This is a genomic window from Streptomyces johnsoniae, assembly GCF_031845565.1.
Lineage (GTDB): Bacteria > Actinomycetota > Actinomycetes > Streptomycetales > Streptomycetaceae > Streptomyces > Streptomyces johnsoniae.
Genome location: NZ_JAVREV010000006.1, coordinates 242,283 through 267,769, shown reverse-complemented (window position 1 = coordinate 267,769; position 25,487 = coordinate 242,283). Strand labels below are relative to the sequence as shown.

Below are 25,487 nucleotides of genomic sequence, written 5' to 3'. Positions count from 1 at the left end.
AGTCCTCGTCCGGTATCGGACGGACCGGTGCTCCCGTCAGGAGGCGACCGGCCCGCCGAAGATGTCGATGCTTTCGCCCTCGGCGAGGGTCACGATGGCGCGCTTGGTGCTCGCACGCCTGCCGAAGCCGGTCCGGGTGCGCTTGCGCTTGCCCTGCCGGTTGATGGTGTGGACCGAGGTGACCTTGACCGAGAAGACCGCCTGGACGGCCTGCTTGATCTGGGTCTTGTTGGCGCGCGGGTCGACGATGAACGTGTACTTGTTCTCGTCGAGGAGCGCGTAGCTCTTCTCGGACACCACGGGCTTGATCAGGATGTCGTGCGGGTCCGGGAAGTGCTTGCTCGAGATGTCGGTGACGGTGGCGTCAGTCATCAGGCGTCACTCCCTTCGGGCTGCTTGTCGAACGCGACCTTGTCGGCACTGCGGCCGGCCACGAAGCGCTCGAAGGCGGCCTTGGTGAACACGACGTCGTCTGAGTCCAGCACGTCGTAGGTGTTGAGCTGGCCCGGGTCGAGCAGGTGGACCCGGGGCAGGTTGCGGGCCGAGAGCCACGCGGTCTCGTCGGAACGCTCCGCGACGAGCAGCACCTTCTTGCGGTCGCTGATCTTGCCCAGCAGGGACTTGGCGGCCTTGGTGGAGATGTCCCCGTCCACGACGCCGGTGACGACGTGGATGCGGTTGTGCCTGGCCCGGTCGGTGAGGGCACCGCGCAGCGCGGCGGCCTTCATCTTCTTCGGGGTCCGCTGCGAGTAGTCGCGCGGCACGGGGCCGTGCACGACGCCACCGCCGGCGAACTGCGGTGCGCGGACGGAGCCCTGGCGGGCGCGGCCGGTGCCCTTCTGGCGGTACGGCTTCTTGCCGCCGCCGCGGACCTCGCCACGGGTCTTGGTCTTGTGCGTGCCCTGGCGGGCGGCCGCCAGCTGGGCGACGACGACCTGGTGGATCAGCGGGATGCTGACCCGGGCGTCGAAGATCTCCGCGGGGAGCTCGACGGTCCCGGTCTTCTCGCCGGCCGGCGAAAGGATGTCAACGGTGCTCATGATGGGATCAGGCCCCCTTGGCCGCGGTGCGGACCAGGACGAGGCCGCCGTTGGGGCCGGGCACCGCGCCCTTGATGAGCAGCAGGCCCTTCTCCGCGTCAACGGCGTGGACGGTCAGGTTCTGGGTGGTGACGCGCTCGTTGCCCATGCGGCCGGCCATGCGCACGCCCTTGAACACGCGGCCCGGGGTGGCGCAGCCGCCGATGGAGCCGGGCGAACGGTGCTTGCGCTGGGTGCCGTGCGAGGCGCCGAGGCCGTGGAAGCCGTGGCGCTTCATGACACCGGCGGTGCCCTTGCCCTTGCTGGTGCCGGTCACGTCGACCCGGACGCCGGACTCGAACACCTCGGCGGTGACTTCCTGGCCGAGGGTGTATTCGGCGGCGTCCCCGGTGCGGATCTCCACCAGGTGACGGCGGGGAGTGACGTCGGCCTTGGCGAAGTGGCCCTTGAGGGGCTTGTTCACCTTGCGCGGGTCGATCTCGCCGAACGCGATCTGGACGGACTCGTAGCCGTCCCTGTCGTTGGTGCGGACCTGGGTGACGACACAGGGCCCGGCCTTGACCACGGTCACGGGAACGATGCGGTTGCTGTCGTCCCAGACCTGGGTCATGCCGAGCTTTTCGCCCAGGACGCCCTTGATCTGCTTGGTCATCTCTCTTCCGCGCCTCTCAGAGCTTGATCTCGATGTCGACGCCGGCCGGCAGGTCCAGGCGCATCAGCGAGTCAACGGTCTTGGGGGTCGGGTCGAGAATGTCGATCAGCCGCTTGTGCGTGCGCATCTCGAAGTGCTCGCGCGAGTCCTTGTACTTGTGCGGCGACTTGATGACGCAGTACACATTCTTCTCAGTGGGCAGCGGCACCGGGCCCGCGACCGACGCACCCGTGCGGGTCACCGTCTCGACGATCTTCTTCGCCGAGTTGTCGATGACCTCGTGGTCGTAGGCCTTGAGCCGAATGCGGATCTTCTGTCCCGCCATGGCTACTTCGTAGTCCTGTCTCTCGTCAACGCTCTGGAACCCGGGGCCGCACCTCCCCTCGCTCCGACCCACGCGGTCGGGTGTGTCGCACTCGTTCCCAGAGTTCGCCGCTGGGGCACCTCCCAGCCAACAGGCTGGAGGAGGTTTCCTCTGCGAGGAGTGGGGGGAGAACTTCCACCGGGCGCCTGGTCGATACCCCGCCAACGCTTCCCGGAAGATCCCGGTATTTCCACCTCTGCCGCTGTGACCAGGGCATATATGGGGTGACGAATACAGTGGGACTCGCTTCCGGTCCTCCCGGCGGGAGGCGCGCGGCATCGGCTCTCAACCGAGCAACCTGGTCAGTGTGCCATATGGGCCGCCACCCATGCCAATCGGACGCCGGGGCCCGGCCGGGGCCGACGGCCTTGCGGCTACTCGGCCGCGGCGGGCCCGGGGGCGTGCAGCCGCAGCACCGCGCGCTCCGCCCACTCCGGTGGACGGCCGAGCAGCGATACCACGATCATCACCATGAACGCAAGGGGCACCGTCCAGGCCGCGGGCTGCGCGAGCAGCACCACCAGCCAGCCGGGCCCCGGATCGGTCAGCACCGAGGCGAGCGCCGCACCCGTTGCCGAGAGGACGCCGGCGGCGAGGCCGGCCGCCGCACCGGCCCGCGTCAGCCCGCGCCACCAGATGCCGAGCACGAGCAGCGGGCAGAACGTCGAGGCGGCCACCGCGAACGCCCAGCCCACCGCCACGTTGATGTCCACGCTGCGCGCGGGCAGCGAGAGCAGCACCGCGACCAGCGCGCCCGCCGCCACCGCGAGCCGCAGCCGCGGCACGCTCGCCCGCGACAGGTCGTGCGAAAGGCCCCCGGCCAGCGCCATCAGCAGCCCGGACGAGGTGGAGAGGAACGCGGCGAACGCCCCCGCGGCCACGATCGCGGTCAGCACCGACCCCCAGCCGCCCGGCACGATCTCGCCCGGCAGCACCACCGTCACGGTGTCCGTGTCACCGCCCCGCACCAGGCCGGGCGTGAACACCCGGCCAAGCAGCCCGTAGACCGCGGGGAAGAGGTAGAAGACGCCGAGCAGCACGATCACGCCGACCGCGACCCGGCGCGCCACCGCGGCCGTCGCGCTGGTGTGGAAGCGCATGATGACGTGCGGCAGGCCCACCGCGCCCAGCGTCGTCGCCAGCAGCACGGACCAGGTCGCGAGCAGCGGCTGGCCCGAGCCCTCCAGGTCGAGCAGCGGGCGGCTCCACTCCGACACGTCCATCCGCAGGGCCTCCTGGCGCGCGTCGTCACCGGCGTGCACGATCAGGAAGATCGCGGGCACCGCGATGAACAGCAGCTTCACCACGTAGTGGAAACCCTGCACGTAGGTGGCCGAACGCATGCCGCCCGCCGCGATCGACGCGGTCACCACCAGACCCGCCAGGACGACTCCGACCCAGTACGGCGTGCCGCTGACGAGGTGCAGCACCACGCCCGCGCCCTTGAACTGCGGTACCAGGTACAGCCACATGATCACCAGCACGATGACCGCGCAGAGCTTGCGTATGGTCTGCGAGCCCAGCCGGTAGTCGGCGAAGTCCGGCACGGTGTACGCGCCGGAGCGCCGCATCGGCCCGGCGACCAGGGCGGCGACGGCGACGTAGCCCGCGGTGAACCCTACGGCGTACCACAGCGAGCCGATGCCGTTCTTCAGCATCAGCCCGGCGAGGCCGAGCACCGAGGCCGCGGACACGTACTCGCCCGCGATGGCCATGGCGTTCCAGCCGGGCGCGACGCGGCGGGAGGCGACGAGGAAGTCCGGTGTGGTCAGCCGGGTGGCCCGCACGCCGTAGACGCCGATCGCCATGCTCGCGGCGAACAGCAGCCCGATCGCCATGAGTCCGGTCATTCGCGCTCGATCCGTTCCGCGGCGCGCACGTGCAGCACGGCGATGACGAGCAGCAGCGGGTAGCTGGCGCCCATCAGCAGCAGCCAGGACACGGGGAAGCCCCAGGCCGTGACCCGGCCGAGCACCGTGAGGCCGCCCAGCAGGCCGCTGAGCCCGAACAGCAGCAGTCCGAGCGCGCCCAGCGTCCTGGCGGCGAGCCGCCGCTGCCGGTGGAAGAGGGCGCGGGCCGCGGCCAGTTCCTCGTCGCCTTCGGAGCCGGGCACGGGCAGCGGCAGCAGGTGCTGCGCGGGCCGGTGCCTGCGCGACAGCGCGATCCGCGTCTGCGGGCTGGTCACCCGCACCCGGCGCGGGGCCCCGCTCATCTTCGGCTCGTCTCGTCCTTGACGGCCGCGAGCAACCGTTCCTTCAGGGCTCGGGAGTGGCGGCGGCTGACCGGGACGTCGCCCGCGGGGGTACAGGCCAGCAGCCCCGAGGAGCTGCTGACCCGCAGGTCCCTGACCCAGCGGACGGCGACCAGGTAGCCGCGGTGGGCCCGGACGAACCCGGCCGCGGTCCAGACCTCCTCCAGGTAGGTCAGCGACAGGCGGATCAGGTGCGAGCCCTCCGCGGTGTGCAGCCGCACGTAGTCGCCGTGCGCCTCGGCGAACTGGATGTCGTCGCGGTGCACGAAGACGGTGTGCCGCCCGGTCTCGATCTGCACCACCGACAGTTCGTCCGCGGGCTCGTCCCGCGCCGCGGTCGGCGCGGGCCGGCGCAGGACTCCGACGCGGCCGACCGCCTCGGCCAGCCGTTCCGGCCTGACCGGCTTGAGCAGGTAGTCGGCCGCGCCGATGCCGAACGCCTCGACCGCGTGGTGTTCGGAGGCGGTGACGAAGACGATGGCGGGCGGCGCCGAGAGCATGCTGAGAACGCGGGCGACCTCCATGCCGTCGAGTCCCGGCATGGAGATGTCGAGGAAGACCGCGTCGTAGGTCTCCGTTCCCAGCAGCCGGACGGCGGCCTCGCCGCCGTCCGCCTCGCCGACCGCGCCGATCTCCGGCAGGGCGCCGAGCATCGCGACCAGTTCGTGGCGGGTGGATGCCTCGTCCTCGACGACGAGGGCCCGCAGCTGACTCTTCAATTCGCGACCACTCCTCGCATGAAACGCGGCACCCGCACGACGACCTTCGTGCCGCTGCCCGGCGCGGTCTCGATCACCAGACCGTATTCGGAGCCGTACACGGTGCGCAGCCGCTGGTCGACGTTGGCGATCCCCACGCCGTTCCGCCCGCCGTCGGGGGCGGCGCCGGCCTTCCGCGGGCGTTCGCCGGCGAGCACGGCCCGGGCGAGGGCGGGGTCCATGCCGACGCCGTCGTCCTCCACCTCGATCACGCACAGCGGCCCCTCCCCGAAGCCGGAGACGCTGATGGAGCCAGGCCCCGGCTTGGGTTCGAGGCCGTGCCGTACGGCATTCTCCACGATCGGCTGGATGACCAGGAAGGGGATGGCGACGGGCAGCACCTCGGGCGCCATCCGCACGGTCAGCTCCATCCGGTCGTCGAACCGGGCCCGCTGGAGCTCCAGGTAGGTCTGCACGGCCTGGAGCTCGTCGGCGACGGTGGCGTAGTCCCCCTGGGTGGAGAAGCTGTAGCGCAGATAGTCGGCGAAGTCGTTCAGCAAGGTACGGGCCCGGTCGGGATCGGTCCTGATGCGGGCGCCGATGACGGCCAGCGCGTTGTGCAGGAAGTGCGGGGAGATCTGCGCCCTGAGCGTGCGGAGATCGGCCTGGGCGATGCGGCTCCTGGCCCGGCGCAGCGCCGCGTGGTCCAGGGAACGGGCGACCAGCGCCGCGACCGCGCTCAGCTCCGCGTCCGCGCCCCCGCGCACCGCGAGCGCGCCGGACAGCTCGCCCGCGACGATCAGCGGCACGGCCGTCCACGGCGGCCGGTGCGCGGTCGTGGCCTGCTCGTAGGCCTGGGCCAGCAGCCCGGCCAGCTCCTCCTCCTGTGGCCCGGGGCCCGCCACGGCCACCGGCGGCCCGTCGAGACCGGCGAGCACCACGGTCTCCGCCCCGAGCAGGCGCCGCAGCCGCCGGGCGGCAGAGGCGGCGCCGCGGCCGCCGAGCCCGTCCTGGAGATCGGCATCGATCTTCTGCACGACGGTCAGCACCCTCGCGGTATTGGCCTCGTCCGGCCGCTCCCGACGCATCCGGTCCAGCATGGCCCGAACCTAGCCGAGCGAGGCCTGACCGAGTAAGCCCCGGGCGACGGCGGCCGGCTCCGGGTCAGGGCGCGGCGCGGGTCAGGGCGCGGCGCGGGTCAGGGCGCGGCGCGGCCCGCCTCGTGCCCGCGCCACCGCTCCCGCTCCCGTTCGCGCTCCTCCACCTCCGCGAGCGGCGGGTGCAGCTGCATCGGGCCATAGGGGTCCTCGTCGCTCGGACGCGGCGGCTCCGGCCCGTCCGGGCCGATCCGCATGAGCCGTTCGACGCGGATGATGCGGAAGCGCCGCCCGAGCACGTGCAACTCGTCGGCGGGCGGCCCGCAGCGGTACCGCTCCGCGGCGCGGACGTAGCGCCCGGCCTCCTCCGCGGAGATGCCCTGCTCCAGCTTGGGCAGGAACTCGGCCAGATAGTTGTACAGCGTGGCGCGCGCCTCCTGCGGGGTGGACTGGAGCGTCGCCATCGGCTCCCACGACCGCGTCTTCCGCTCGGCGAACGTGAACGTCGCGGGCAGCAGCACCAGTCCCGGATGCGTGGTCAGCGCCCGGCGCGAGTCGTCGCGCACGTCCTTGGGAATCCGCTTCGCCTCGTAGTGCAGCGGCAGCAGCTCCATGCGCTGGATGCTCTCCATGACGCCGGTCGGGCTCGCGTGGTCGATGACGAAACCCTCGGTGCGGCTGACCGCGCCCCGGCGGTGGCGCTCGGCGAGGTCGCGGCCGGGCTCGTCCGGGTCGGTGGGCCGCGGGCCCTCGATGCCGTCCGGCCCGATGCGGGCGAACTCGTCACCTCGCACGATCCGGTACCTGGTGTCGCCCACCCGCACCTCGTCCACCGCCTCGGTCTCCAGCACGGCGACGGCGTCGAGCAGTTGCTCGCGCAGCGGATCGCCGGGCCGGGTCTTGTCCTTGGCCTTGAACCACAGATGGGAATTCAGCCCGTCGCGCGAGTGCTGCGCGAATCCGTCCGCCACGTCGTTCAGCAGCCGCCAGACGGGTCCGTCCTCGCGGCGCTGCTCGGCGAACCCGAAGACCGGGCCCCTGATGACGATGTGCGGATACCGCTCGGCGGCCTCGATGGTGTCCTGCTCGGTGACCTCCGAGACCGGATCGTCCCGACGGGTCACCCGGAACGTCAGATGGCGCGGTGGGCTGTTCCGGTGATCCTTCATGTGCTCAGTGTGACCTCACCACCGGTGCGCGGTCAGTCGATTACACAAAGTCCCCTCTTTGGAGGGGCTAACTTGCCCCCGCGTTCACGGTTTCACGCGCCTTTTCACCACCGGAACGAGTGAACGGCCGCGGAGCGGTCCTGGCAGCCCGTGGCCCACCCGGCGTCAACTCCGCTCATAGCCGACCGTGAAGCGCTCGCCGATATGGCGGGCGTCCTCCACCTCGTCGACGAGCGCCGCCGCGTAGTCCTCCGTGGAGATCCGGCTGACGCCCTCGGCGTCGGTGACCAGCTCGTCCAGGCCCGTGCGGTAGGCACCGGTGCGCCGACCGGGCTCGATCACGGCCGCGGGGCTGAGGCTCGTCCAGCGCAACTCCCCGGCTTCGCACCGCAGATACTCCAGCGCGTCGCTGTGCGCGTGCATGATCTGGCGGACCTCGTCCGGCAGTCCCGGCGCGTCCAGGACCCGGCTGCCGTCCGGGGTGCGCAACGAGCCCGCGCCGCCGACCATGATCAGCCGCGGCGCCGCCGCGCCGAGCGCGTGCAGCCCGGCCACCAGCGACCGGGCGGAAGGACCGATCAGCGCCTCGTGCCCCGGCCCGTCGCCGCCACCGACCGCGCTGATCAGCACATCGCGGCCGCCGGCCACCGCGCTGACCGAGGCCGGGTCGAGCACGTCGCCGGTGAGCACGGTCAGCCCGCGATGCGTTCTGGTGATCGATCCCGGGTCCCTGACCACGGCGGCCACGTCGTGCCCGCGGTCGAGCGCCTCGCTGACGATGCGGTGGCCGATGGCGCCGTTCGCCCCGAAAATCGCGATCCTGGCCATGTGGTGCTCCCCTGTGCGCTGCGGTACCGGCTGACCAACGCCAGGGTGCCACCGGCGCATCGCCTTCGCGGCGGCGCCGCGCGGGGCGGGGAGCGATGTGGCCGGGGCACGGCAGTGCCCGGGGCCCCGAGAGGGGAAGCTCGGGGCCCCGGGCGGGAGCCGGGCGGGGATTCCCGGCGGACGGCGGCCCCACGGGAAGCCGCCTCAGTGGCTGGAGGCGCGCTCCGCGCCGGCGCCGGTGAGCGCGCGGACCTGGAGCCTGGCGAACCGCTCGTCGTCGCTCTCCTTCGACATCAGCGTGCCGATGATCGCGCAGAGCAGGCCGACCGGGATGGACACGAGCCCGGGGTTCTCCAGCGGGAACCACTGGAAGTCGACGCTCTCGGGGAACAGCGACAGGTTGTTCCCCTCGGCGTCCACTCCCTTGCCGGAGACGACGGGCGAGAAGAACACCAGGCCCACCGAGGTGATCAGCCCGCCGTAGATGCCGGCCACCGCACCCGTGGTGTTGAACCGCCGCCAGAACAGGCTGAGCAGGATCGTCGGCAGGTTCGCGGAGGCGGCGATCGCGAAGGCCAGCGCGACCAGGAAGGCCACGTTCAGGTCCTGGGCGAAGACGGCCAGGACGATCGACACCGCGCCGACGCCGATCGCGGCGAACCGCGCCACCCGCACTTCCTCGCGTTCGCTCGCCTTCCCCTTGCGCAGCACGCTGTTGTAGAAGTCGTGCGCGAGCGAGGACGAGGAGGCGATCGTCAGCCCGGCCACCGTGGACAGGATCGTGGCGAACGCGACGGCGGCGATGAAGGCGAGCATCACCGCGCCCCAGAAGTCGCCGCCGAAGTGGTCGCCGACGGCCTCCGCGAGTTGCGGGGCCGCGGTGTTGCCCGCGGAGTTCTGTTCCGTGATGGCCTCGTGCCCGACCAGGGCGGCGGCACCGAAGCCCAGCACCAGGGTCAGCAGGTAGAAGGTGCCGATGATGCCGATGGCCCAGTTCACGGACTTCCGCGCGGTCTTGGAGTCCGGCACGGTGTAGAAGCGGATCAGGATGTGCGGCAGGCCGGCCGTGCCGAGCACCAGCGCCAGGCCGAGGCTGATCAGATCCAGCTTGTTGACCATGGTCTGCCAGGCGTCGCCCGCGACTTCGACGCCGTAACGCTGTCCTGGTTCGAGGAACGCGTCGCCGCGGCCGCTCGCCGCCGCCGCGTCGTTCATCAGCGAGCCGAAGTTGAAGTCGTACATCGACAGCACCAGCAGCGTGACGAGCAGGGCGCCGCCCATGAGCATCACGGCCTTGATGATCTGCACCCACGTGGTGCCGGTCATGCCGCCGAACGACACGTACGTCACCATCAGGATGCCGACCACCACGATGCCGACGATCTTCGCGGTGTCGGCGCTCATCCCGAGGTAGGTCTGGCCCTCCTCGATGCCCAGCAGCAGCGCCACCAGCGCGCCCGCGCCCACCATCTGCGCCAGCAGGTAGAAGACGGACACCGTCAGCGTCGAGACCGAGGCCGCGGTACGCACCGGGCGCTGCCGCATCCGGTAGGACACGACGTCGGCCATGGTGAAGCGGCCGGAGTTCCGCAGCAGCTCCGCGACCAGCAGCAGCGCCACCAGCCAGGCCACCAGGAAGCCGATCGAGTACAGGAAGCCGTCGTAGCCGAACAGGGCGATCGTTCCCGCGATGCCGAGGAACGAGGCGGCCGACATGTAGTCGCCGCCGATCGCGAACCCGTTCTGGATGCCGGTGAAGCCGCGGCCGCCGGAGTGGAAGTCCGTGGCCGACTTGGTCTGGCGGCTCGCCCAGACCGTGACGCCCAGCGTCAGCGCGATGAGCGCGGCGAACAGGATGACGGTGATCAGCCGTTCCTGGTTGGTGCTTTCCTCGGCCAGCGTGATCATGAGTCCTCACCCTTCCGCGCGCCGGGAACGGTCGGGCCGCCCTCCAGTTCGTCACGCAGCTCGTCGGCGAGCGGGTCGAAACGGCGGTTGGCGTACCGCGAGTACAGGACGGCGATGCCGAAGGTCGTCACGAACTGCATGAGGCCGAAGAACAGCGCCACGTTCGCGCTGCCCACGACCTTCGTGGACATCACGCCGTCGGCGTAGGCGGACATCAGCACGTACAGCAGGTACCAGGCGAGGAAGGTGAGGCTGGCCGGCACCACGAACCGCAGCAGCCGCCTCCGCAGCTCGGCGAAGCGCGGATCGTCGTGCATGGTGACCGAACGGCTCTCCAAGTCGCCGTCGGGCGGGGGCCCTTCGGGCCCGGGGCGGGAATGCGTCGTCGACATCACCGGCTCCTGTCTGGTTGCTGTGCTCCGGGAAATGTAAGGAGGGTCACAGACCCCGGTCACCACGCAGACGGGTTCACTCGCCGAACGGTCGATATCCGCGCCGAGCGGACGGCCAGCAGCACCGGCACGGCAACGGGCCCCGGCACGCGGAAGAATCCGCGGACCGGGGCCCGTGTGCGTTCCTGCTGGTCAGCTCACTTGACGATCTTGGTGACCTGGCCGGCGCCCACCGTACGGCCACCCTCGCGGATGGCGAACTTCAGGCCTTCCTCCATGGCGACGGGCTGGATCAGCTCGACGCGCATGTCGGTGTTGTCGCCGGGCATGACCATCTCGGTGCCCTCGGGGAGGTGCACCACGCCGGTCACGTCCGTCGTCCTGAAGTAGAACTGCGGGCGGTAGTTGTTGAAGAAGGGGGTGTGACGGCCACCCTCGTCCTTCGACAGGATGTACGCGGTCGCCTCGAACTCGGTGTGCGGAGTGACCGAACCGGGCTTGATGATGACCTGGCCGCGCTCGACGTCCTCGCGCTTGATGCCGCGGAGCAGCAGACCGACGTTCTCACCGGCGCGGCCCTCGTCCAGCAGCTTGCGGAACATCTCGATGCCCGTGACGGTCGTCGTGGACTTCTCTTCCTTGATGCCGATGATGTCGACGGTCTCGTTGACCTTGAGGACACCACGCTCGATACGGCCGGTCACCACGGTGCCGCGGCCGGTGATCGTGAAAACGTCCTCGATCGGCATCAGGAAGGGCTTGTCGATGTCGCGCTCCGGCTGCGGGATCGCCTCGTCGACGGCCTTCATCAGCTCAAGCACGGTCTTGGCCCACTCCGGGTCGCCCTCCAGCGCCTTCAGCGCGGAGACCTTCACGACCGGAACGTCATCGCCCGGGAACTCGTACTCGGTGAGCAGCTCACGGACCTCGAGCTCGACGAGCTCCATGATCTCCTCGTCGTCCACCATGTCGGCCTTGTTGAGGGCGACAACGATGTACGGCACACCCACCTGGCGGGCCAGGAGCACGTGCTCCTTGGTCTGCGGCATCGGGCCGTCGGTGGCGGCGACCACCAGGATGGCGCCGTCCATCTGGGCGGCACCGGTGATCATGTTCTTGATGTAGTCCGCGTGGCCCGGGCAGTCGACGTGAGCGTAGTGCCGGTTCTCCGTCTGGTACTCGACATGCGCGATGGAGATGGTGATACCGCGCTGTCGCTCTTCGGGAGCCTTGTCGATGTTCTCGAACGCGAACGTCTCGTTCAGGTCCGGGTATGCGTCGTGCAGCACCTTGGTGATCGCCGCGGTAAGCGTCGTCTTGCCGTGGTCGATATGACCGATGGTGCCAATGTTGACGTGCGGCTTAGTCCGCTCGAACTTCGCCTTCGCCACTGGGGTCCTCCTGTGGACTGGTGCTGTACGCCCCCCGCAACTTGCGGGAGGTTTTCAGATGGTCGACCGAACCGGTCAGGACCCCGAGGGGACGCCCTTGACCGCTTCGCTAAAGGGCTGGGCATCGGGGGCGCAATGCCCCCGAATGCCCGTTGCTCCAGCTTAGGGGTTACTCGCCCTTGGCCTTCGCGATGATCTCCTCGGCGACGTTCTTCGGAACCTCGCCGTAGGAATCGAACTGCATGCTGTAACTCGCGCGACCGGAAGTCTTGCTGCGCAGGTCACCGACGTAACCGAACATCTCCGACAGCGGCACGAGCGCCTTGACGACCTTGGCGCCGCTGCGGTCCTCCATGGCCTGGATCTGGCCACGGCGGGAGTTGATGTCACCGATCACGTCCCCCATGTACTCCTCGGGCGTGGTGACCTCGACGGCCATCAGCGGCTCGAGAAGCGCGGGACTGGCCTTCCGCGCCGCCTCCTTGAACGCCATCGAACCGGCGATCTTGAAGGCCATCTCGGAAGAGTCCACGTCGTGGTACGCGCCGTCGAGCAGGGTCACCTTCACGCCGGTCAGCGGGTAGCCGGCGAGCACGCCGAACTCCATCGCCTCCTGGCAGCCCGCGTCCACCGAGGGGATGTACTCCCTGGGGATGCGGCCACCGGTGATCTTGTTCTCGAACTCGTACCCGTCGCCTTCCAGCGGCTCCAGACGGATCTGCACCTTCGCGAACTGACCGGAGCCACCGGTCTGCTTCTTGTGGGTGTAGTCGACCTTGTCGACGGCCCGGCGCAGGGTCTCCCGGTAGGCGACCTGCGGCTTGCCGACGTTGGCCTCGACCTTGAACTCGCGCTTCATCCGGTCGACCAGCACGTCCAGGTGCAGCTCGCCCATGCCCGAGATGATCGTCTGACCGGTCTCCTGGTCGGCCTTGACCTGGAAGGACGGGTCCTCCTCGGCCAGCCGCTGGATCGCGATGCCCAGCTTCTCCTGGTCACCCTTCGACCTGGGCTCGATCGCGACCTCGATGACCGGCGCCGGGAAGTCCATCGACTCCAGGATCACCGGCTTCGCCGGGTCGCACAGCGTCTCACCGGTGGTGGTCTGCTTCAGGCCCATGACGGCGACGATGTCGCCGGCGCCGACGCGGTCGATCTCCTCACGCTTGTTGGCGTGCATGCGGTAGATCTTCCCGATCCGCTCCTTCTTCTCCTTCACGGAGTTCTGCACCTGCATGCCCGTGTTGAGCACGCCGGAGTAGACGCGGATGAAGGTGAGCTTGCCCAGGTGCGGGTCACTCGCGATCTTGAACGCGAGAGCGGCCAGCGGCTCCTCCTCCGACGGCTTCCGGAGGAGGACCTCCTCCGGGTTCCGCGGGGAGTGGCCCTCGACGGCCTCGACGTCCAGCGGCGACGGCAGGTACCGCACGACCGCGTCGAGCAGGGGCTGCACGCCCTTGTTCTTGAACGCGGTGCCGCAGAACACCGGGGTGACGGTGGCGGAGCCCTCGGCGCCCGTGGAGGCGAGGGTGACGCGGCGGATCGCCGCGTAGAGCTGCTCCTCGGAGGGCTCCTCGCCCTCCAGGTACAGCTCCATCATCTCCTCGTCGTTCTCCGAGACGGCCTCGACCAGCTTGCCGTGCCACTCCTCGGCCTGGCCCTGCAGGTCCGCGGGGATGTCGACGACGTCGTACATCTCACCGAGCTTGGTCTCCTCGGACCACACCAGGGCCTTCATGCGGACGAGATCGATCACGCCCTTGAAGCCGGCCTCGGCGCCGATCGGCAGCTGCATGACCAGCGGGGTGGCACTCAGCCGGTCGACGATCATGTCGACGCAGCGGAAGAAGTCCGCCCCGGTCCGGTCCAGCTTGTTCACGAAGCAAATACGCGGCACACCGTAGCGGTCCGCCTGGCGCCAGACGGTCTCGGACTGCGGCTCGACACCGGCGACGCCGTCGAACACCGTCACGGCACCGTCCAGGACGCGCAGCGAGCGCTCCACCTCGACCGTGAAGTCGACGTGCCCGGGGGTGTCGATGATGTTGATGGTGTGGTCGACCTCGTCGAGCGGCCAGTGACAGGTGGTCGCGGCGGACGTGATCGTGATGCCGCGTTCCTGCTCCTGCGCCATCCAGTCCATGGTGGCGGCGCCGTCGTGAACCTCACCGATTTTGTAGCTCACGCCGGTGTAGTACAGAATCCGCTCGGTGGTCGTCGTCTTGCCCGCGTCGATGTGGGCCATGATCCCGATATTGCGGACCCTGGCCAGGTCAAGTGAAGTGGTAGCCATCTGGCTTCATTCTTCTCTCGGTCTCGATGGGGTTTGCGACTACCAGCGGTAGTGCGCGAAGGCCTTGTTGGACTCGGCCATCTTGTGGGTGTCCTCGCGCTTCTTCACGGAGGCACCGAGCCCGTTGGAGGCATCGAGCAGCTCGTTCATCAGCCGCTCGGTCATGGTCTTCTCGCGGCGCGCGCGGGAGTAGCCGACCAGCCAGCGCAGCGCGAGCGTGGAGGAACGCCCGGGGCGCACCTCGACCGGCACCTGGTACGTGGCGCCACCGACGCGGCGGGAACGGACCTCAAGGGTCGGCTTCACGTTCTCCAGCGCGCGCTTGAGGGTGATGACCGGGTCGTTGCCGGACTTCTCCCGCAGCCCCTCCATGGCGCCGTAGACGATGCGCTCGGCGGTGGAGCGCTTGCCGTTCAGCAGCACCTTGTTGATGAGAGAGGTCACCAGAGGAGAGCCGTACACCGGGTCGATGTGAACCGGCCGCTTCGGGGCGGGGCCCTTACGAGGCATGCTTACTTCTCCTTCTTGGCGCCGTAGCGGCTGCGGGCCTGCTTGCGGTTCTTGACGCCCTGGGTGTCCAGGGAGCCACGGATGATCTTGTAACGAACACCCGGCAGGTCCTTCACACGGCCACCGCGCACCAGCACGATGGAGTGCTCCTGAAGGTTGTGGTTCTCACCCGGAATGTAGGCCGTGACCTCGATCCCATTGCTGAGCCTCACACGGGCGACCTTGCGGAGCGCCGAGTTCGGCTTCTTCGGCGTGGTGGTGAACACACGCGTGCAGACGCCGCGCCGCTGAGGGGAGCCCTCGAGCGCCGGCGTCTTGTTCTTCTCGACCTTGTCCTGCCGGCCCTTACGGACCAGCTGCTGGATCGTTGGCACGGTTTCTCCGGTTTCTCTGTGCCGATCTCAATGAAGCTAACCTGGGCCACATCACCGACCCACGCGGTCGGGTGTGTCGAAGACTGCAGAATCCAGCTCCTCGCTGGGCGGGGAAGCGGATGCAGAATCCCGGAGTTCCTGATGCAGCTGAAAAAGCGCAGGGAACACCCCAGGCACAAGGTCAGAGCCTACCTACCCCGCGCGCTGCGGTCAAAACAAGCAAGCACGCCCGACCTGCCCCCCACAGCAGAGCGGGGTGGCGGGCGCGTGTGCGCCCGCCACCCCGCTCATCAGGCGGAGACTCAGCCCTGGTACGGGCCGTAGTCGTAGTCCTCCAGCGGAACGGCCTGGCCGGAGCCGCTGCCGAAGGGGGAGTAGTCGATGTCGTCGTAGCCGACAGCCGAGTACATCGCCGCCTTCGCCTCCTCGGTGGGCTCCACCCGGATGTTCCGGTAGCGGGACAGGCCCGTGCCGGCCGGGATCAGCTTACCGATGATCACGTTCTCCTTGAGGCCGATCAGGGAGTCCGACTTGGCGTTGATCGCCGCGTCGGTCAGCACCCGGGTCGTCTCCTGGAAGGAGGCCGCCGACAGCCACGACTCGGTGGCCAGCGACGCCTTGGTGATGCCCATGAGCTGCGGACGGCCGGAGGCCGGGTGGCCGCCTTCCGCCACGACGCGCCGGTTCTCGGACTCGAACTTCGAGCGCTCGACCAGCTCGCCCGGCAGCAACTCCGCGTCACCGGACTCGATGATCGTCACCCGGCGCAGCATCTGCCGGACGATGATCTCGATGTGCTTGTCGTGGATGGCCACACCCTGCGAGTTGTAGACCTTCTGGACCTCGCCCACCAGGTAGACCTGCACGGCCCGCTGCCCGAGGATGCGCAGCACGTCGTGCGGGTTGGCCGCGCCGACCGTCAGCGGCTGGCCGACGGTGACGTGGTCGCCCTCGCCCACCAGGAGCCTGGCGCGCTTCGAGACCGCGTAGGAGGTCTCGTCCGAGCCGTCGTCCGGAGTGACGATGACCTTCTTGGTCTTCTCGGTCTCCTCGATCCGCACCCGGCCGGCCGACTCGGAGATCGGCGCGACGCCCTTCGGGGTGCGGGCCTCGAACAGCTCGACCACACGCGGCAGACCCTGCGTGATGTCCTCACCCGCGACACCGCCGGTGTGGAACGTCCGCATGGTCAGCTGGGTGCCGGGCTCACCGATCGACTGGGCGGCGATGATGCCGACCGCCTCGCCGATGTCCACCAGCTTGCCGGTCGCCAGCGAACGCCCGTAGCACATGGCGCAGGTGCCGACGGCGGACTCGCAGGTGAGGACCGAACGGGTCTTGACCGTCCCCACGCCGTACCGGACCAGCTCGTCGATGAGCACGTCGCCCAGGTCGGTACCGGCCGGGGCCAGCACCTTGCCCTCGGCGACGATGTCCTCGGCGAGGCAGCGCGCGTACACGCTGGACTCGACGTTCTCCGCCTTGCGCAGCACGCCGTCCGCGCCCTTGGCGGCGATCTCCAGCTTGAGGCCGCGGTCGGTGCCGCAGTCCTCCTCGCGGATGATCACGTCCTGCGAGACGTCCACCAGACGCCGGGTGAGGTACCCGGAGTCGGCGGTCCGCAGGGCGGTGTCGGCCAGACCCTTGCGGGCGCCGTGCGTGGAGATGAAGTACTCCAGCACGGACAGGCCCTCGCGGAACGACGCCTTGATCGGCCGCGGGATCGTCTCGTTCTTCGCGTTGGACACCAGGCCGCGCATACCCGCGATCTGACGCATCTGCATCATGTTTCCGCGGGCACCCGAGTCGACCATCATGAAGATCGGGTTGGTCTTCGGGAAGTTGTCGCTCATGGCCTCGGCGACCTCGGTGGTCGCCTTCGTCCAGATCGCGATGAGCTCCTGGGTCCGCTCGTCCTTGGTGATCAGGCCGCGCTCGTACTGCTTCTGGACCTTCTCGTCCTGCGCCTCGTAGTTGGCGAGGATGTCCTTCTTCGCGTCGGGGACGACGATGTCGGACACGGCGACGGTGACGCCGGACCTGGTGGCCCAGTAGTAACCGGCGGCCTTGAGGTTGTCCAGGGCGGCGGCGACGACGACCTTGGGGTAGCGCTCCGCCAGGTCGTTCACGATGCCGGAGAGCTGCTTCTTGCCCACCGACTGGTCGACGAACGGATAGTCCTCGGGCAGCAGCTCGTTGAACAGCGCCCGGCCCAGCGTCGTGCGCAGGCGGAAGCTGTCGCCCGGCTGCCACTCGGGCTCGCCCTCGACCGGCTCCGGCGGAGTCCAGCCGCGGGGCGGCACCGAGCCGACGGGGAAGCGGATGTCGATCTTCGCCTGGAGCGACAGCTCACCGGCGTCGAACGCCATGAGGCCCTCGGCGCTCGACGCGAACGACCGGCCCTCGCCCCTGACCTCGCGCTCCTCCTCGTCGGTGGTGAGGAAGAACAGGCCGAGCACCATGTCCTGGGTGGGCATGGTGACCGGGCGGCCGTCCGCCGGCTTCAGGATGTTGTTCGAGGACAGCATCAGGATGCGGGCCTCGGCCTGGGCCTCCGCGGAAAGCGGCAGGTGAACGGCCATCTGGTCGCCGTCGAAGTCCGCGTTGAACGCGGTGCACACCAGCGGGTGGATCTGGATGGCCTTGCCCTCGACGAGCTGCGGCTCGAACGCCTGGATGCCGAGCCGGTGCAGCGTGGGCGCGCGGTTCAGCAGGACCGGGTGCTCGGCGATGACCTCTTCGAGGACGTCGTACACCACGGTGCGCTGGCGCTCGACCATGCGCTTGGCCGACTTGATGTTCTGCGCGTGATTCAGGTCGACCAGGCGCTTCATCACAAACGGCTTGAACAGTTCGAGCGCCATCGCCTTCGGCAGACCGCACTGGTGGAGCTTCAGCTGCGGGCCGACGACGATCACGGAACGGGCCGAGTAGTCGACGCGCTTGCCCAGCAGGTTCTGCCGGAAGCGGCCCTGCTTGCCCTTGAGCATGTCGGACAGCGACTTCAGCGGCCGGTTGCCGGGCCCGGTCACCGGGCGGCCCCGGCGGCCGTTGTCGAACAGCGCGTCCACGGCCTCCTGGAGCATGCGCTTCTCGTTGTTCACGATGATCTCGGGCGCGCCGAGGTCGAGAAGCCGCTTCAGGCGGTTGTTGCGGTTGATGACGCGGCGGTACAGGTCGTTCAGGTCGGAGGTCGCGAAGCGGCCACCGTCCAGCTGCACCATCGGGCGCAGGTCCGGCGGGATCACCGGGACGCAGTCGAGCACCATGCCCTTGGGGCTGTTGGACGTCTGGAGGAACGCGGAGACGACCTTCAGCCGCTTCAGGGCGCGGGTCTTCTTCTGGCCCTTGCCGGTGCGGATGATCTCCCGCAGCCGCTCGGCCTCTTCGTTCAGGTCGAAGGTCTCCAGGCGCTTCTGCAGCGCCGCGGCCCCCATCGAACCGTCGAAGTACGTGCCGAAGCGGTCGCGCAACTCGCGGTAGAGCAACTCGTCGCCCTCCAGGTCCTGGACCTTGAGGTTCTTGAAGCGGTTCCACACCTCGTCCAGGCGGTCCAGCTCGCGCTGGGCCCGGTCGCGGAGCTGCTTCATCTCCCGCTCGGCGCCCTCGCGGACCTTGCGGCGCGCGTCGGCCTTGGCGCCCTCGGCCTCCAGCTCGGCCAGGTCGGACTCCTGCTTCTTGGCCCTGGCCTCCAGGTCGGCGTCGCGGCGCTGCTCGATCTGCTGGCGCTCGACGGAGATGTGCGCCTCCAGCGAGGGCAGGTCGCGCGTGCGGCGCTCCTCGTCCACGAACGTGATCATGTACGCGGCGAAGTAGATGACCTTTTCCAGGTCCTTCGGGGCCAGGTCGAGCAGGTAGCCCAGACGTGAGGGCACGCCCTTGAAGTACCAGATGTGGGTCACGGGCGCGGCCAGCTCGATGTGGCCCATCCGCTCGCGGCGCACCTTGGCGCGGGTCACCTCGACACCGCAGCGCTCACAGATGATGCCCTTGAAGCGGACGCGCTTGTACTTGCCGCAGTAGCACTCCCAGTCCCGGGTCGGACCGAAGATCTTCTCGCAGAAGAGTCCGTCCTTCTCGGGCTTGAGGGTGCGGTAGTTGATGGTCTCCGGCTTCTTGACCTCGCCGTGTGACCACTGACGGATGTCGTCAGCGGTGGCGAGGCCGATCCGCAGCTCGTCGAAGAAGTTGACGTCGAGCACTCTCGTCAATCCCTCTCAGGGTCGTGAGTCAATGGTCTGTCGGGGTCCGGGTGGGGAGGCCCGGCGGGACGCGCGCCCCGCCGGGCCCGGCCCGTCAGACCTCTTCGACGCTGCTCGGCTCGCGCCGGGACAGGTCGATGCCGAGCTCCTCCGCGGCGCGGAAGACGTCCTCGTCGGTGTCACGCATCTCGATGGACATGCCGTCGGACGACAGCACCTCCACGTTGAGGCAGAGCGATTGCATCTCCTTGATGAGCACCTTGAAGGACTCCGGAATACCGGGCTCCGGGATGTTCTCGCCCTTGACGATCGCCTCGTAGACCTTCACCCGGCCGGTGACGTCGTCGGACTTGATCGTCAGCAGCTCCTGGAGGGCGTAGGCGGCGCCGTACGCCTCCAGCGCCCACACCTCCATCTCGCCGAAACGCTGACCGCCGAACTGCGCCTTACCACCGAGCGGCTGCTGAGTGATCATCGAGTACGGGCCGGTCGAACGGGCGTGCAGCTTGTCGTCGACCAGGTGGTGGAGCTTGAGGATGTACATGTACCCGATGGAGATCGGGTCGGGGAACGGCTCACCGGACCGGCCGTCGTACAGCCGGGCCTTGCCGGAGGACTGCACGAGCCGGTCGCCGTCGCGGTTGGGGATGGTGGACTCGAAGAGGCCGGCCATCTCGTCCTCGCGAGCGCCGTCGAAGACGGGGGTGGCGACATTGGTGCCGGGGGCGACCTCGTCGGCGCCGATGGACGCCAGCCGCTCCTTCCACTCCGCGTCGACGCCCTCGACGTGCCAGCCCTGGGAGGCCAGCCAGCCGAGGTGGATCTCCAGCACCTGCCCCGGGTTCATCCGGGAGGGGACGCCCAGGGGGTTGAGGATGATGTCGACCGGGGTGCCGTCCTCCATGAACGGCATGTCCTCGACCGGCAGGATCTTCGAGATCACGCCCTTGTTGCCGTGCCGGCCGGCGAGCTTGTCGCCGTCGGTGATCTTGCGCTTCTGGGCCACGTACACGCGGACCAGCTGGTTGACGCCGGGGGGCAGCTCGTCGCCCTCCTCGCGGTCGAAGACCCGCACGCCGATGACCTTGCCGGTCTCGCCGTGCGGCACCTTCAGCGAGGTGTCGCGGACCTCGCGCGCCTTCTCGCCGAAGATCGCGCGCAGCAGCCGCTCCTCCGGGGTCAGCTCGGTCTCACCCTTCGGGGTGACCTTGCCGACCAGGATGTCCCCGGCCTCGACCTCGGCGCCGATGCGGATGATGCCGCGGTCGTCGAGGTCGGCGAGGACCTCCTCCGACACGTTCGGAATGTCCCGGGTGATCTCCTCGGGCCCGAGCTTGGTGTCGCGGGCGTCGACCTCGTGCTCCTCGATGTGGATCGAGGAGAGGACGTCGTCCTGCACCAGGCGCTGGGAGAGGATGATCGCGTCCTCGTAGTTGTAGCCCTCCCAGGGCATGAACGCGACCAGCAGGTTTTTCCCGAGGGCCATCTCACCGCGCTGGGTGGAGGGCCCGTCGGCGATGACCTGCCCCGCGACCACCCGGTCGCCCTCCTCGACCATGACCTTCTGGTTGTAGGAGGTGCCCTGGTTGGAGCGGTGGAACTTGGCCAGCCGGTGGGTGACGTGCGTGCCGTCGTCGTTGGCGATGGAGACGTAGTCGGCGGAGACGTCGGTGATCGCGCCGTCCTGCTCGGCCTTGATCACGTCGCCCGCGTCGACCGCGGAACGGTACTCCATGCCGGTGCCGACCAGCGGCGACTCGGCCTGGATCAGGGGCACGGCCTGCCGCATCATGTTGGAACCCATGAGGGCGCGGTTGGCGTCGTCGTGCTCCAGGAACGGGATCATGGCGGTCGCGACCGACACCATCTGGCGCGGCGAGACGTCCATGTAGTGGACCTCGGTGCCGGTCACGTAGTCGATCTCACCGCCGCGGCGGCGGACCAGCACCCGGGTCTCGGCGAAGTGGTAGTCGTCGGTCAGGCGCGCGTTGGCCTGCGCGATGACGTACCGGTCCTCCTCGTCGGCGGTCAGGTAGTGCACCTCGTCCGTCACGACGCCGTCGGTGACCTTGCGGTACGGGGTCTCGACGAAGCCGAACGCGTTGACCCGGCCGAACGCCGCGAGCGAGCCGATGAGGCCGATGTTCGGCCCTTCCGGGGTCTCGATCGGGCACATCCGGCCGTAGTGCGAGGGGTGCACGTCCCGGACTTCGAGGCCGGCCCGCTCACGGCTCAGACCGCCGGGGCCGAGCGCGGAGAGCCGGCGCTTGTGGGTCAGACCGGACAGCGGGTTGGTCTGGTCCATGAACTGCGACAGCTGGCTGGTGCCGAAGAACTCCTTGATGGAGGCGACGACCGGCCGGATGTTGATGAGCGTCTGCGGCGTGATCGCCTCGACGTCCTGCGTGGTCATGCGCTCGCGGACGACGCGCTCCATGCGGGCGAGCCCGGTGCGCACCTGATTCTGGATCAGCTCGCCGACGTTGCGCAGGCGGCGGTTGCCGAAGTGGTCGATGTCGTCGGTCTCGACGACGATCGTCCGCCCGCCCTCGACGGCGCTCTCGGTCTCGCCGGCGTGCAGCCTGACCAGGTACTTGATCGTGGCGACGATGTCCTCGACGGTCAGCACGCCCGCGTCGAGCGGCTCGTCCCCGCCGAGCTTCTTGTTGATCTTGTAGCGGCCGACCTTGGCCAGGTCGTAGCGCTTGGAGTTGAAGTACAGGTTCTCCAGCAGGGTCTGCGCGGCCTCGCGGGTCGGCGGCTCGCCCGGGCGGAGCTTGCGGTAGATGTCGAGCAGCGCGTCGTCCTGCCCCTGGGTGTGGTCCTTCTCCAGGGTGGCGCGCATGGACTCGTAGTCGCCGAACTCCTCCAGGATCTGCTCGGAGGACCAGCCCAGCGCCTTCAGCAGCACGGTGACCGACTGCTTGCGCTTGCGGTCGATGCGCACACCGACCATGTCGCGCTTGTCGATCTCCATTTCCAGCCAGGCACCCCGGGACGGGATGATCTTGGCGGAGAACAGGTCCTTGTCGGAGGTCTTGTCGATGCTGCTGTCGAAGTAGACGCCCGGCGAGCGGACCAGCTGCGAGACCACGACACGCTCGGTGCCGTTGATCACGAAGGTGCCCTTGTTGGTCATCAGGGGGAAGTCGCCCATGAAGACCGTCTGGGACTTGATCTCGCCGGTCTCGTTGTTGGTGAACTCCGCGGTGACGAAGAGCGGGGCGGCGTACGTGAAGTCGCGCTCCTTGCACTCGTCGATCGAGTTCTTGGGGGGCTCGAAGCGGTGATCGCGGAAGGTCAGCGACATGGAGCCGGAGAAGTCCTCGATCGGGGAGATCTCCTCGAAGATCTCCTCCAGACCCGACTTCCTCGGGACGTCCTGTCCACTCTCCAACGCGGCCTCGACGCGGGCTTTCCAGGCGTCATTACCGAGGAGCCAGTCGAAGCTCTCGGTCTGCAGCGCAAGGAGATTCGGAACCTCCAGCGGCTCCTTGATCTTCGCAAAAGAGACACGCAGCGGTGCAGTGCTGGTGCCGTTATTCGTACTGACGGTCGAGGCGTTGCGCGAGGCGGCCAAGAGGGGGTCCTTCCGAGGGCTCGGACTCTCTGCGCGCGTACCGGCCCTCCAGGTGACGGGCAGGGAGCAGCCAGGCAGCGCAAAGGGTCAGTGTAGCCACAAGACCCACTGATGTCCAATGTGTGGACCACCCCCGCGTACCCGCGGGGACAGCGCTTCGTCACGCAACGAGGAGCCACCCTCGGTGTTCTTCACGTACTGCCCATCCAACGCCCTCCGGACCTGCTCCCGACCGCCTCGAATGCCGGGTGCGGACCCGTCTGCCGCATCACTTCCCGCCCCGCCGTGGGTTCATGCCTCGAATCGTGGATCGATCTGGCGGCGCGAGAAGGAGAATCGCGCGCCCGGTGCGGTTCGTCAAGGCCCCTGCTCCCTCGCCGCCCGCCCGGAGCGGGGCCGGTGGGCAACCGATGATCACCATACCCCGCCCCGTGACGGAGGCAAGGAGACAGCCGCCACAACGCCCGGGGGCGACCACCCGACTGGGTGATCGCCCCTGGTAGGAGTCATGCGCGACCGCTTGGGGTCACTTGACCTCGACGCCGGCGCCGGCCGCCTCGAGGGACTCGCGCGCCTTGTCGGCGGCCTCCTTGTTGACCTTCTCGAGAACCGCCTTCGGCGTGTTGTCGACCAGCTCCTTGGCCTCCTTCAGGCCGAGGGAGGTCAGCTCACGCACGACCTTGATCACCTGGATCTTCTTCTCGCCGGCACCGGTCAGGACGACGTCGAACTCGTCCTTCTCCGGCTCGGCCTCGGCGGCGGCGGCACCCGCGCCACCCGCGGCGGCGATGGCGACCGGGGCGGCGGCCTCGACGTCGAACTTCTCCTCGAACTTCTTCAGGAAGTCCGACAGCTCCATGAGGGTCATTTCAGCGAACTGCTCGAGCAGCTCGTCCTGGCTCAGCTTCGCCATGATGGCGTCCTTCCACTTCAGTCGGCTGGTGCCGGTTGGGTATGTCGGGCGGGCGATTGCCTACTCGGCCGGAGCCGGCTCGCCGGCACCGCCCTGCTCCACCTTGCTGCGCAGCGCGTCCGCGGTGCGGGCGAACTTCACCAGCGGCGCCTGGAAGGTCGCCGCGGCCTTCGCCATGGACGCCTTCATGCCGCCGGCCAGCTTGGCGAGCAGTACCTCGCGGGACTCAAGGTCCGCAAGCTTGTTGATCTCGTCGGCGCTGAGCGCCTTGCCGTCAAGGACGCCGCCCTTGATGACGAGCGCGGGGTTGTCCTTCGCGAAGTCGCGCAGACCCTTCGCCGCCTCGACCGGGTCACCGGTCACGAAGGCGACGGCCGTCGAGCCCTTGAAGAACTCGTCGAGCCCGGTGACTCCGGCCTCGTTGGCCGCGATCTTGGTCAGCGTGTTCTTCGCCACGCGGTACTGGGCGCTCCCACCGAGCGAGCGGCGCAGCTCCTTCAGCTGCGCCACGGTGAGACCGGTGTACGCGGTGACGACTGCCGCGTGGGAGTTCTCGAACTTCTCCTTGATCTCCGCGACAGCCTCGCCCTTGTCGTGACTCGCCATAACCTCGGCCCTCCTTCCGGGTCAATCGGGACCGCACGGAAGGGGCCGGACATAATGAAACGCCCCGGCACAGGTGCTCAGGGCGCGGACGAATACGTCACTCACCGATCACCTGCGCGGGCCGTCCGCATCAGCGGAACCTTCGGCCTCCCCGGGCTCCTCACAGAGCCCGAGGCGACAACCAGCGGTCTTTGGCTACCGGTCGAGATTACGCGAGCGACGCCGGGACAGGCAAATCAGCCCAGGTCCATACCCGCCTGCAATTCGTCGAGCAGCTCCATGAAGTCGACGGTGGCGTCGGCGGCCGGCGTCTCGACGGTCACGTCGGTGCCGAAGTCGCTGTACCGCACCTCGTACTCCACCGGCCCGGCCCCGGTGTCGTAGGACTGGTGGATCTGCACCGGCAGGTCGTCCTCGCCGACCCAGACGTCCAGGTGGTAGCTGTCGATGCCCTGCTCCCCCATGGCGTCGACCAGCTGCCCGCGCTCCTCCTCGGTGAGGAAGTCGGCGCCGCCGTTGCTCTCCAGGGCGTCCTCGGTGGAGATCGTCCCCCGGTAGTGGTTCACCTCGGCCCCGTCCAGGGTCTCCTCGCCGACCAGCTCGATCTCCGGCGATTCCAGGAGCAGCGCGAGCTGCTGGGCGGGGTCCTGGTTGGCCGAGTCGAGGCCGAACGACATGGTGTCGGCGATCGTCTCGTCCCCGGTCTCCTCGGCCAGGGCCATCAGGTCCATCGCCATCCACGACCGGCCGTCGAACTCGGCCGCGAACTCCTCGCCCAGCTCTATGTACATCACGTCGTCGGCCCACACCACGGGCATCTCCTCGGGGGCGGCCGGCTCCGCCGCCAGCGCCGGTCCACTGACCGTGAGGTCCATGGCCAGCTCGGACTCCCAGGTCATGGCACCCGTCATCGCGACGTCCCCGCCCATGGCCTCCGGGGAGCGCATCTCGGCCGTGAACCGGGCCGAGGTCACCTCGCGGGTGGTCTCGGCCGCCGCGGCGACCGCGTCGAACGCGGCTTCCCCGGAGTCGTCGCCGCGGCCGTCCGCCGGTCCCCCGGAACCGGAGCTGCCGCATGCGGCCGTGCCGGCGAGCAGCGCGGCAGCCGCCACACCCAGCGCAACCTTGCCTGTGGAAGGCATGTTCCCTCCATGTTCTCCGTGAGGTACCGACGTTTTCTTCCTACCAGCGTCACGCTAACTCAGGCCCCGGGCAACAA

21 protein-coding genes are annotated in these 25,487 nt (G+C 68.9%); all 21 read right to left on the bottom strand.

Annotation, left to right across the window (positions count from 1 at the left end; translation table 11 throughout):
* Positions 1-36: 36 nt before the first annotated feature.
* Complete coding sequence (gene rplW, locus RM779_RS13325) at positions 37-372, bottom strand: 50S ribosomal protein L23 (RefSeq protein ID WP_077059552.1); 336 nt, start codon at positions 370-372, stop codon at positions 37-39.
* Positions 372-1,040: a 50S ribosomal protein L4 gene (rplD, locus tag RM779_RS13320; protein ID WP_077059553.1), complete on the bottom strand. Its 669-nt coding sequence runs from the start codon at positions 1,038-1,040 to the stop codon at positions 372-374. The genes rplW and rplD overlap by 1 nt, the downstream gene beginning before the upstream one ends.
* 7 nt (positions 1,041-1,047) lie before the next feature.
* Positions 1,048-1,692 carry a 50S ribosomal protein L3 gene (gene rplC, locus RM779_RS13315; RefSeq protein WP_077059554.1) on the bottom strand — a complete coding sequence of 215 codons (645 nt, stop codon included), beginning with the start codon at positions 1,690-1,692 and terminating at the stop codon, positions 1,048-1,050.
* A 16-nt stretch (positions 1,693-1,708) separates the two neighbouring features.
* Positions 1,709-2,017, bottom strand: coding sequence for a 30S ribosomal protein S10 (gene rpsJ, locus RM779_RS13310; protein WP_016473429.1), 309 nt, complete (start codon positions 2,015-2,017; stop codon positions 1,709-1,711).
* 413 nt (positions 2,018-2,430) lie between these two features.
* Entirely contained in the window at positions 2,431-3,906 is a 1,476-nt protein-coding gene (locus RM779_RS13305; RefSeq protein WP_311617897.1) for a sodium/solute symporter, read from the bottom strand.
* Complete coding sequence (locus RM779_RS13300; protein WP_143659477.1) at positions 3,903-4,268, bottom strand: hypothetical protein; 366 nt, start codon at positions 4,266-4,268, stop codon at positions 3,903-3,905. Before RM779_RS13300 ends, RM779_RS13305 begins: the two co-directional genes overlap by 4 nt.
* A complete protein-coding gene (locus RM779_RS13295) occupies positions 4,265-5,026 on the bottom strand; it encodes a LytR/AlgR family response regulator transcription factor (RefSeq protein WP_311617896.1) in 762 nt (253 codons plus the stop codon). The genes RM779_RS13300 and RM779_RS13295 overlap by 4 nt, the downstream gene beginning before the upstream one ends.
* Positions 5,023-6,105, bottom strand: a complete 1,083-nt coding sequence (locus RM779_RS13290) for a sensor histidine kinase (RefSeq protein ID WP_311617895.1) — start codon at positions 6,103-6,105, stop codon at positions 5,023-5,025. The genes RM779_RS13295 and RM779_RS13290 overlap by 4 nt, the downstream gene beginning before the upstream one ends.
* A 98-nt stretch (positions 6,106-6,203) precedes the next feature.
* A complete protein-coding gene (locus RM779_RS13285; RefSeq protein WP_311617894.1) occupies positions 6,204-7,271 on the bottom strand; it encodes a DUF5954 family protein in 1,068 nt (355 codons plus the stop codon).
* 165 nt (positions 7,272-7,436) lie between these two features.
* A complete protein-coding gene (locus RM779_RS13280; RefSeq protein ID WP_311617893.1) occupies positions 7,437-8,099 on the bottom strand; it encodes an NAD(P)-dependent oxidoreductase in 663 nt (220 codons plus the stop codon).
* Positions 8,100-8,303: 204 nt separating this feature from the next.
* Positions 8,304-10,007, bottom strand: a complete 1,704-nt coding sequence (locus tag RM779_RS13275) for a solute symporter family protein (RefSeq protein ID WP_311617892.1) — start codon at positions 10,005-10,007, stop codon at positions 8,304-8,306.
* On the bottom strand, positions 10,004-10,399 hold the full coding sequence (locus RM779_RS13270) for a DUF485 domain-containing protein (RefSeq protein ID WP_311617891.1): 396 nt from the start codon (positions 10,397-10,399) through the stop codon (positions 10,004-10,006). Before RM779_RS13270 ends, RM779_RS13275 begins: the two co-directional genes overlap by 4 nt.
* A 197-nt stretch (positions 10,400-10,596) precedes the next feature.
* Entirely contained in the window at positions 10,597-11,790 is a 1,194-nt protein-coding gene (gene tuf / locus RM779_RS13265; RefSeq protein ID WP_311617890.1) for an elongation factor Tu, read from the bottom strand.
* 169 nt (positions 11,791-11,959) lie between these two features.
* The gene (fusA, locus tag RM779_RS13260; protein ID WP_311617889.1) at positions 11,960-14,083 is read right to left on the bottom strand and encodes an elongation factor G; all 2,124 of its coding nucleotides are present in this window, start codon (positions 14,081-14,083) and stop codon (positions 11,960-11,962) included.
* Positions 14,084-14,122: 39 nt separating this feature from the next.
* A complete protein-coding gene (gene rpsG, locus RM779_RS13255) occupies positions 14,123-14,593 on the bottom strand; it encodes a 30S ribosomal protein S7 (RefSeq protein ID WP_311617888.1) in 471 nt (156 codons plus the stop codon).
* 2 nt (positions 14,594-14,595) lie between these two features.
* Entirely contained in the window at positions 14,596-14,967 is a 372-nt protein-coding gene (gene rpsL, locus RM779_RS13250) for a 30S ribosomal protein S12 (protein ID WP_049572471.1), read from the bottom strand.
* Positions 14,968-15,269: 302 nt separating this feature from the next.
* Positions 15,270-19,169: a DNA-directed RNA polymerase subunit beta' gene (locus RM779_RS13245; protein WP_311617887.1), complete on the bottom strand. Its 3,900-nt coding sequence runs from the start codon at positions 19,167-19,169 to the stop codon at positions 15,270-15,272.
* 94 nt (positions 19,170-19,263) lie between these two features.
* Positions 19,264-22,749 carry a DNA-directed RNA polymerase subunit beta gene (gene rpoB / locus RM779_RS13240; protein WP_311617886.1) on the bottom strand — a complete coding sequence of 1,162 codons (3,486 nt, stop codon included), beginning with the start codon at positions 22,747-22,749 and terminating at the stop codon, positions 19,264-19,266.
* A gap of 526 nt (positions 22,750-23,275) precedes the next feature.
* A complete protein-coding gene (gene rplL / locus RM779_RS13235) occupies positions 23,276-23,662 on the bottom strand; it encodes a 50S ribosomal protein L7/L12 (RefSeq protein ID WP_311617885.1) in 387 nt (128 codons plus the stop codon).
* 60 nt (positions 23,663-23,722) lie between these two features.
* Complete coding sequence (gene rplJ / locus RM779_RS13230; protein WP_077059568.1) at positions 23,723-24,268, bottom strand: 50S ribosomal protein L10; 546 nt, start codon at positions 24,266-24,268, stop codon at positions 23,723-23,725.
* Between the two features lie 236 nt (positions 24,269-24,504).
* Positions 24,505-25,410 carry a hypothetical protein gene (locus tag RM779_RS13225; protein ID WP_311617884.1) on the bottom strand — a complete coding sequence of 302 codons (906 nt, stop codon included), beginning with the start codon at positions 25,408-25,410 and terminating at the stop codon, positions 24,505-24,507.
* Between the last annotated feature and the right edge of the window lie 77 nt (positions 25,411-25,487).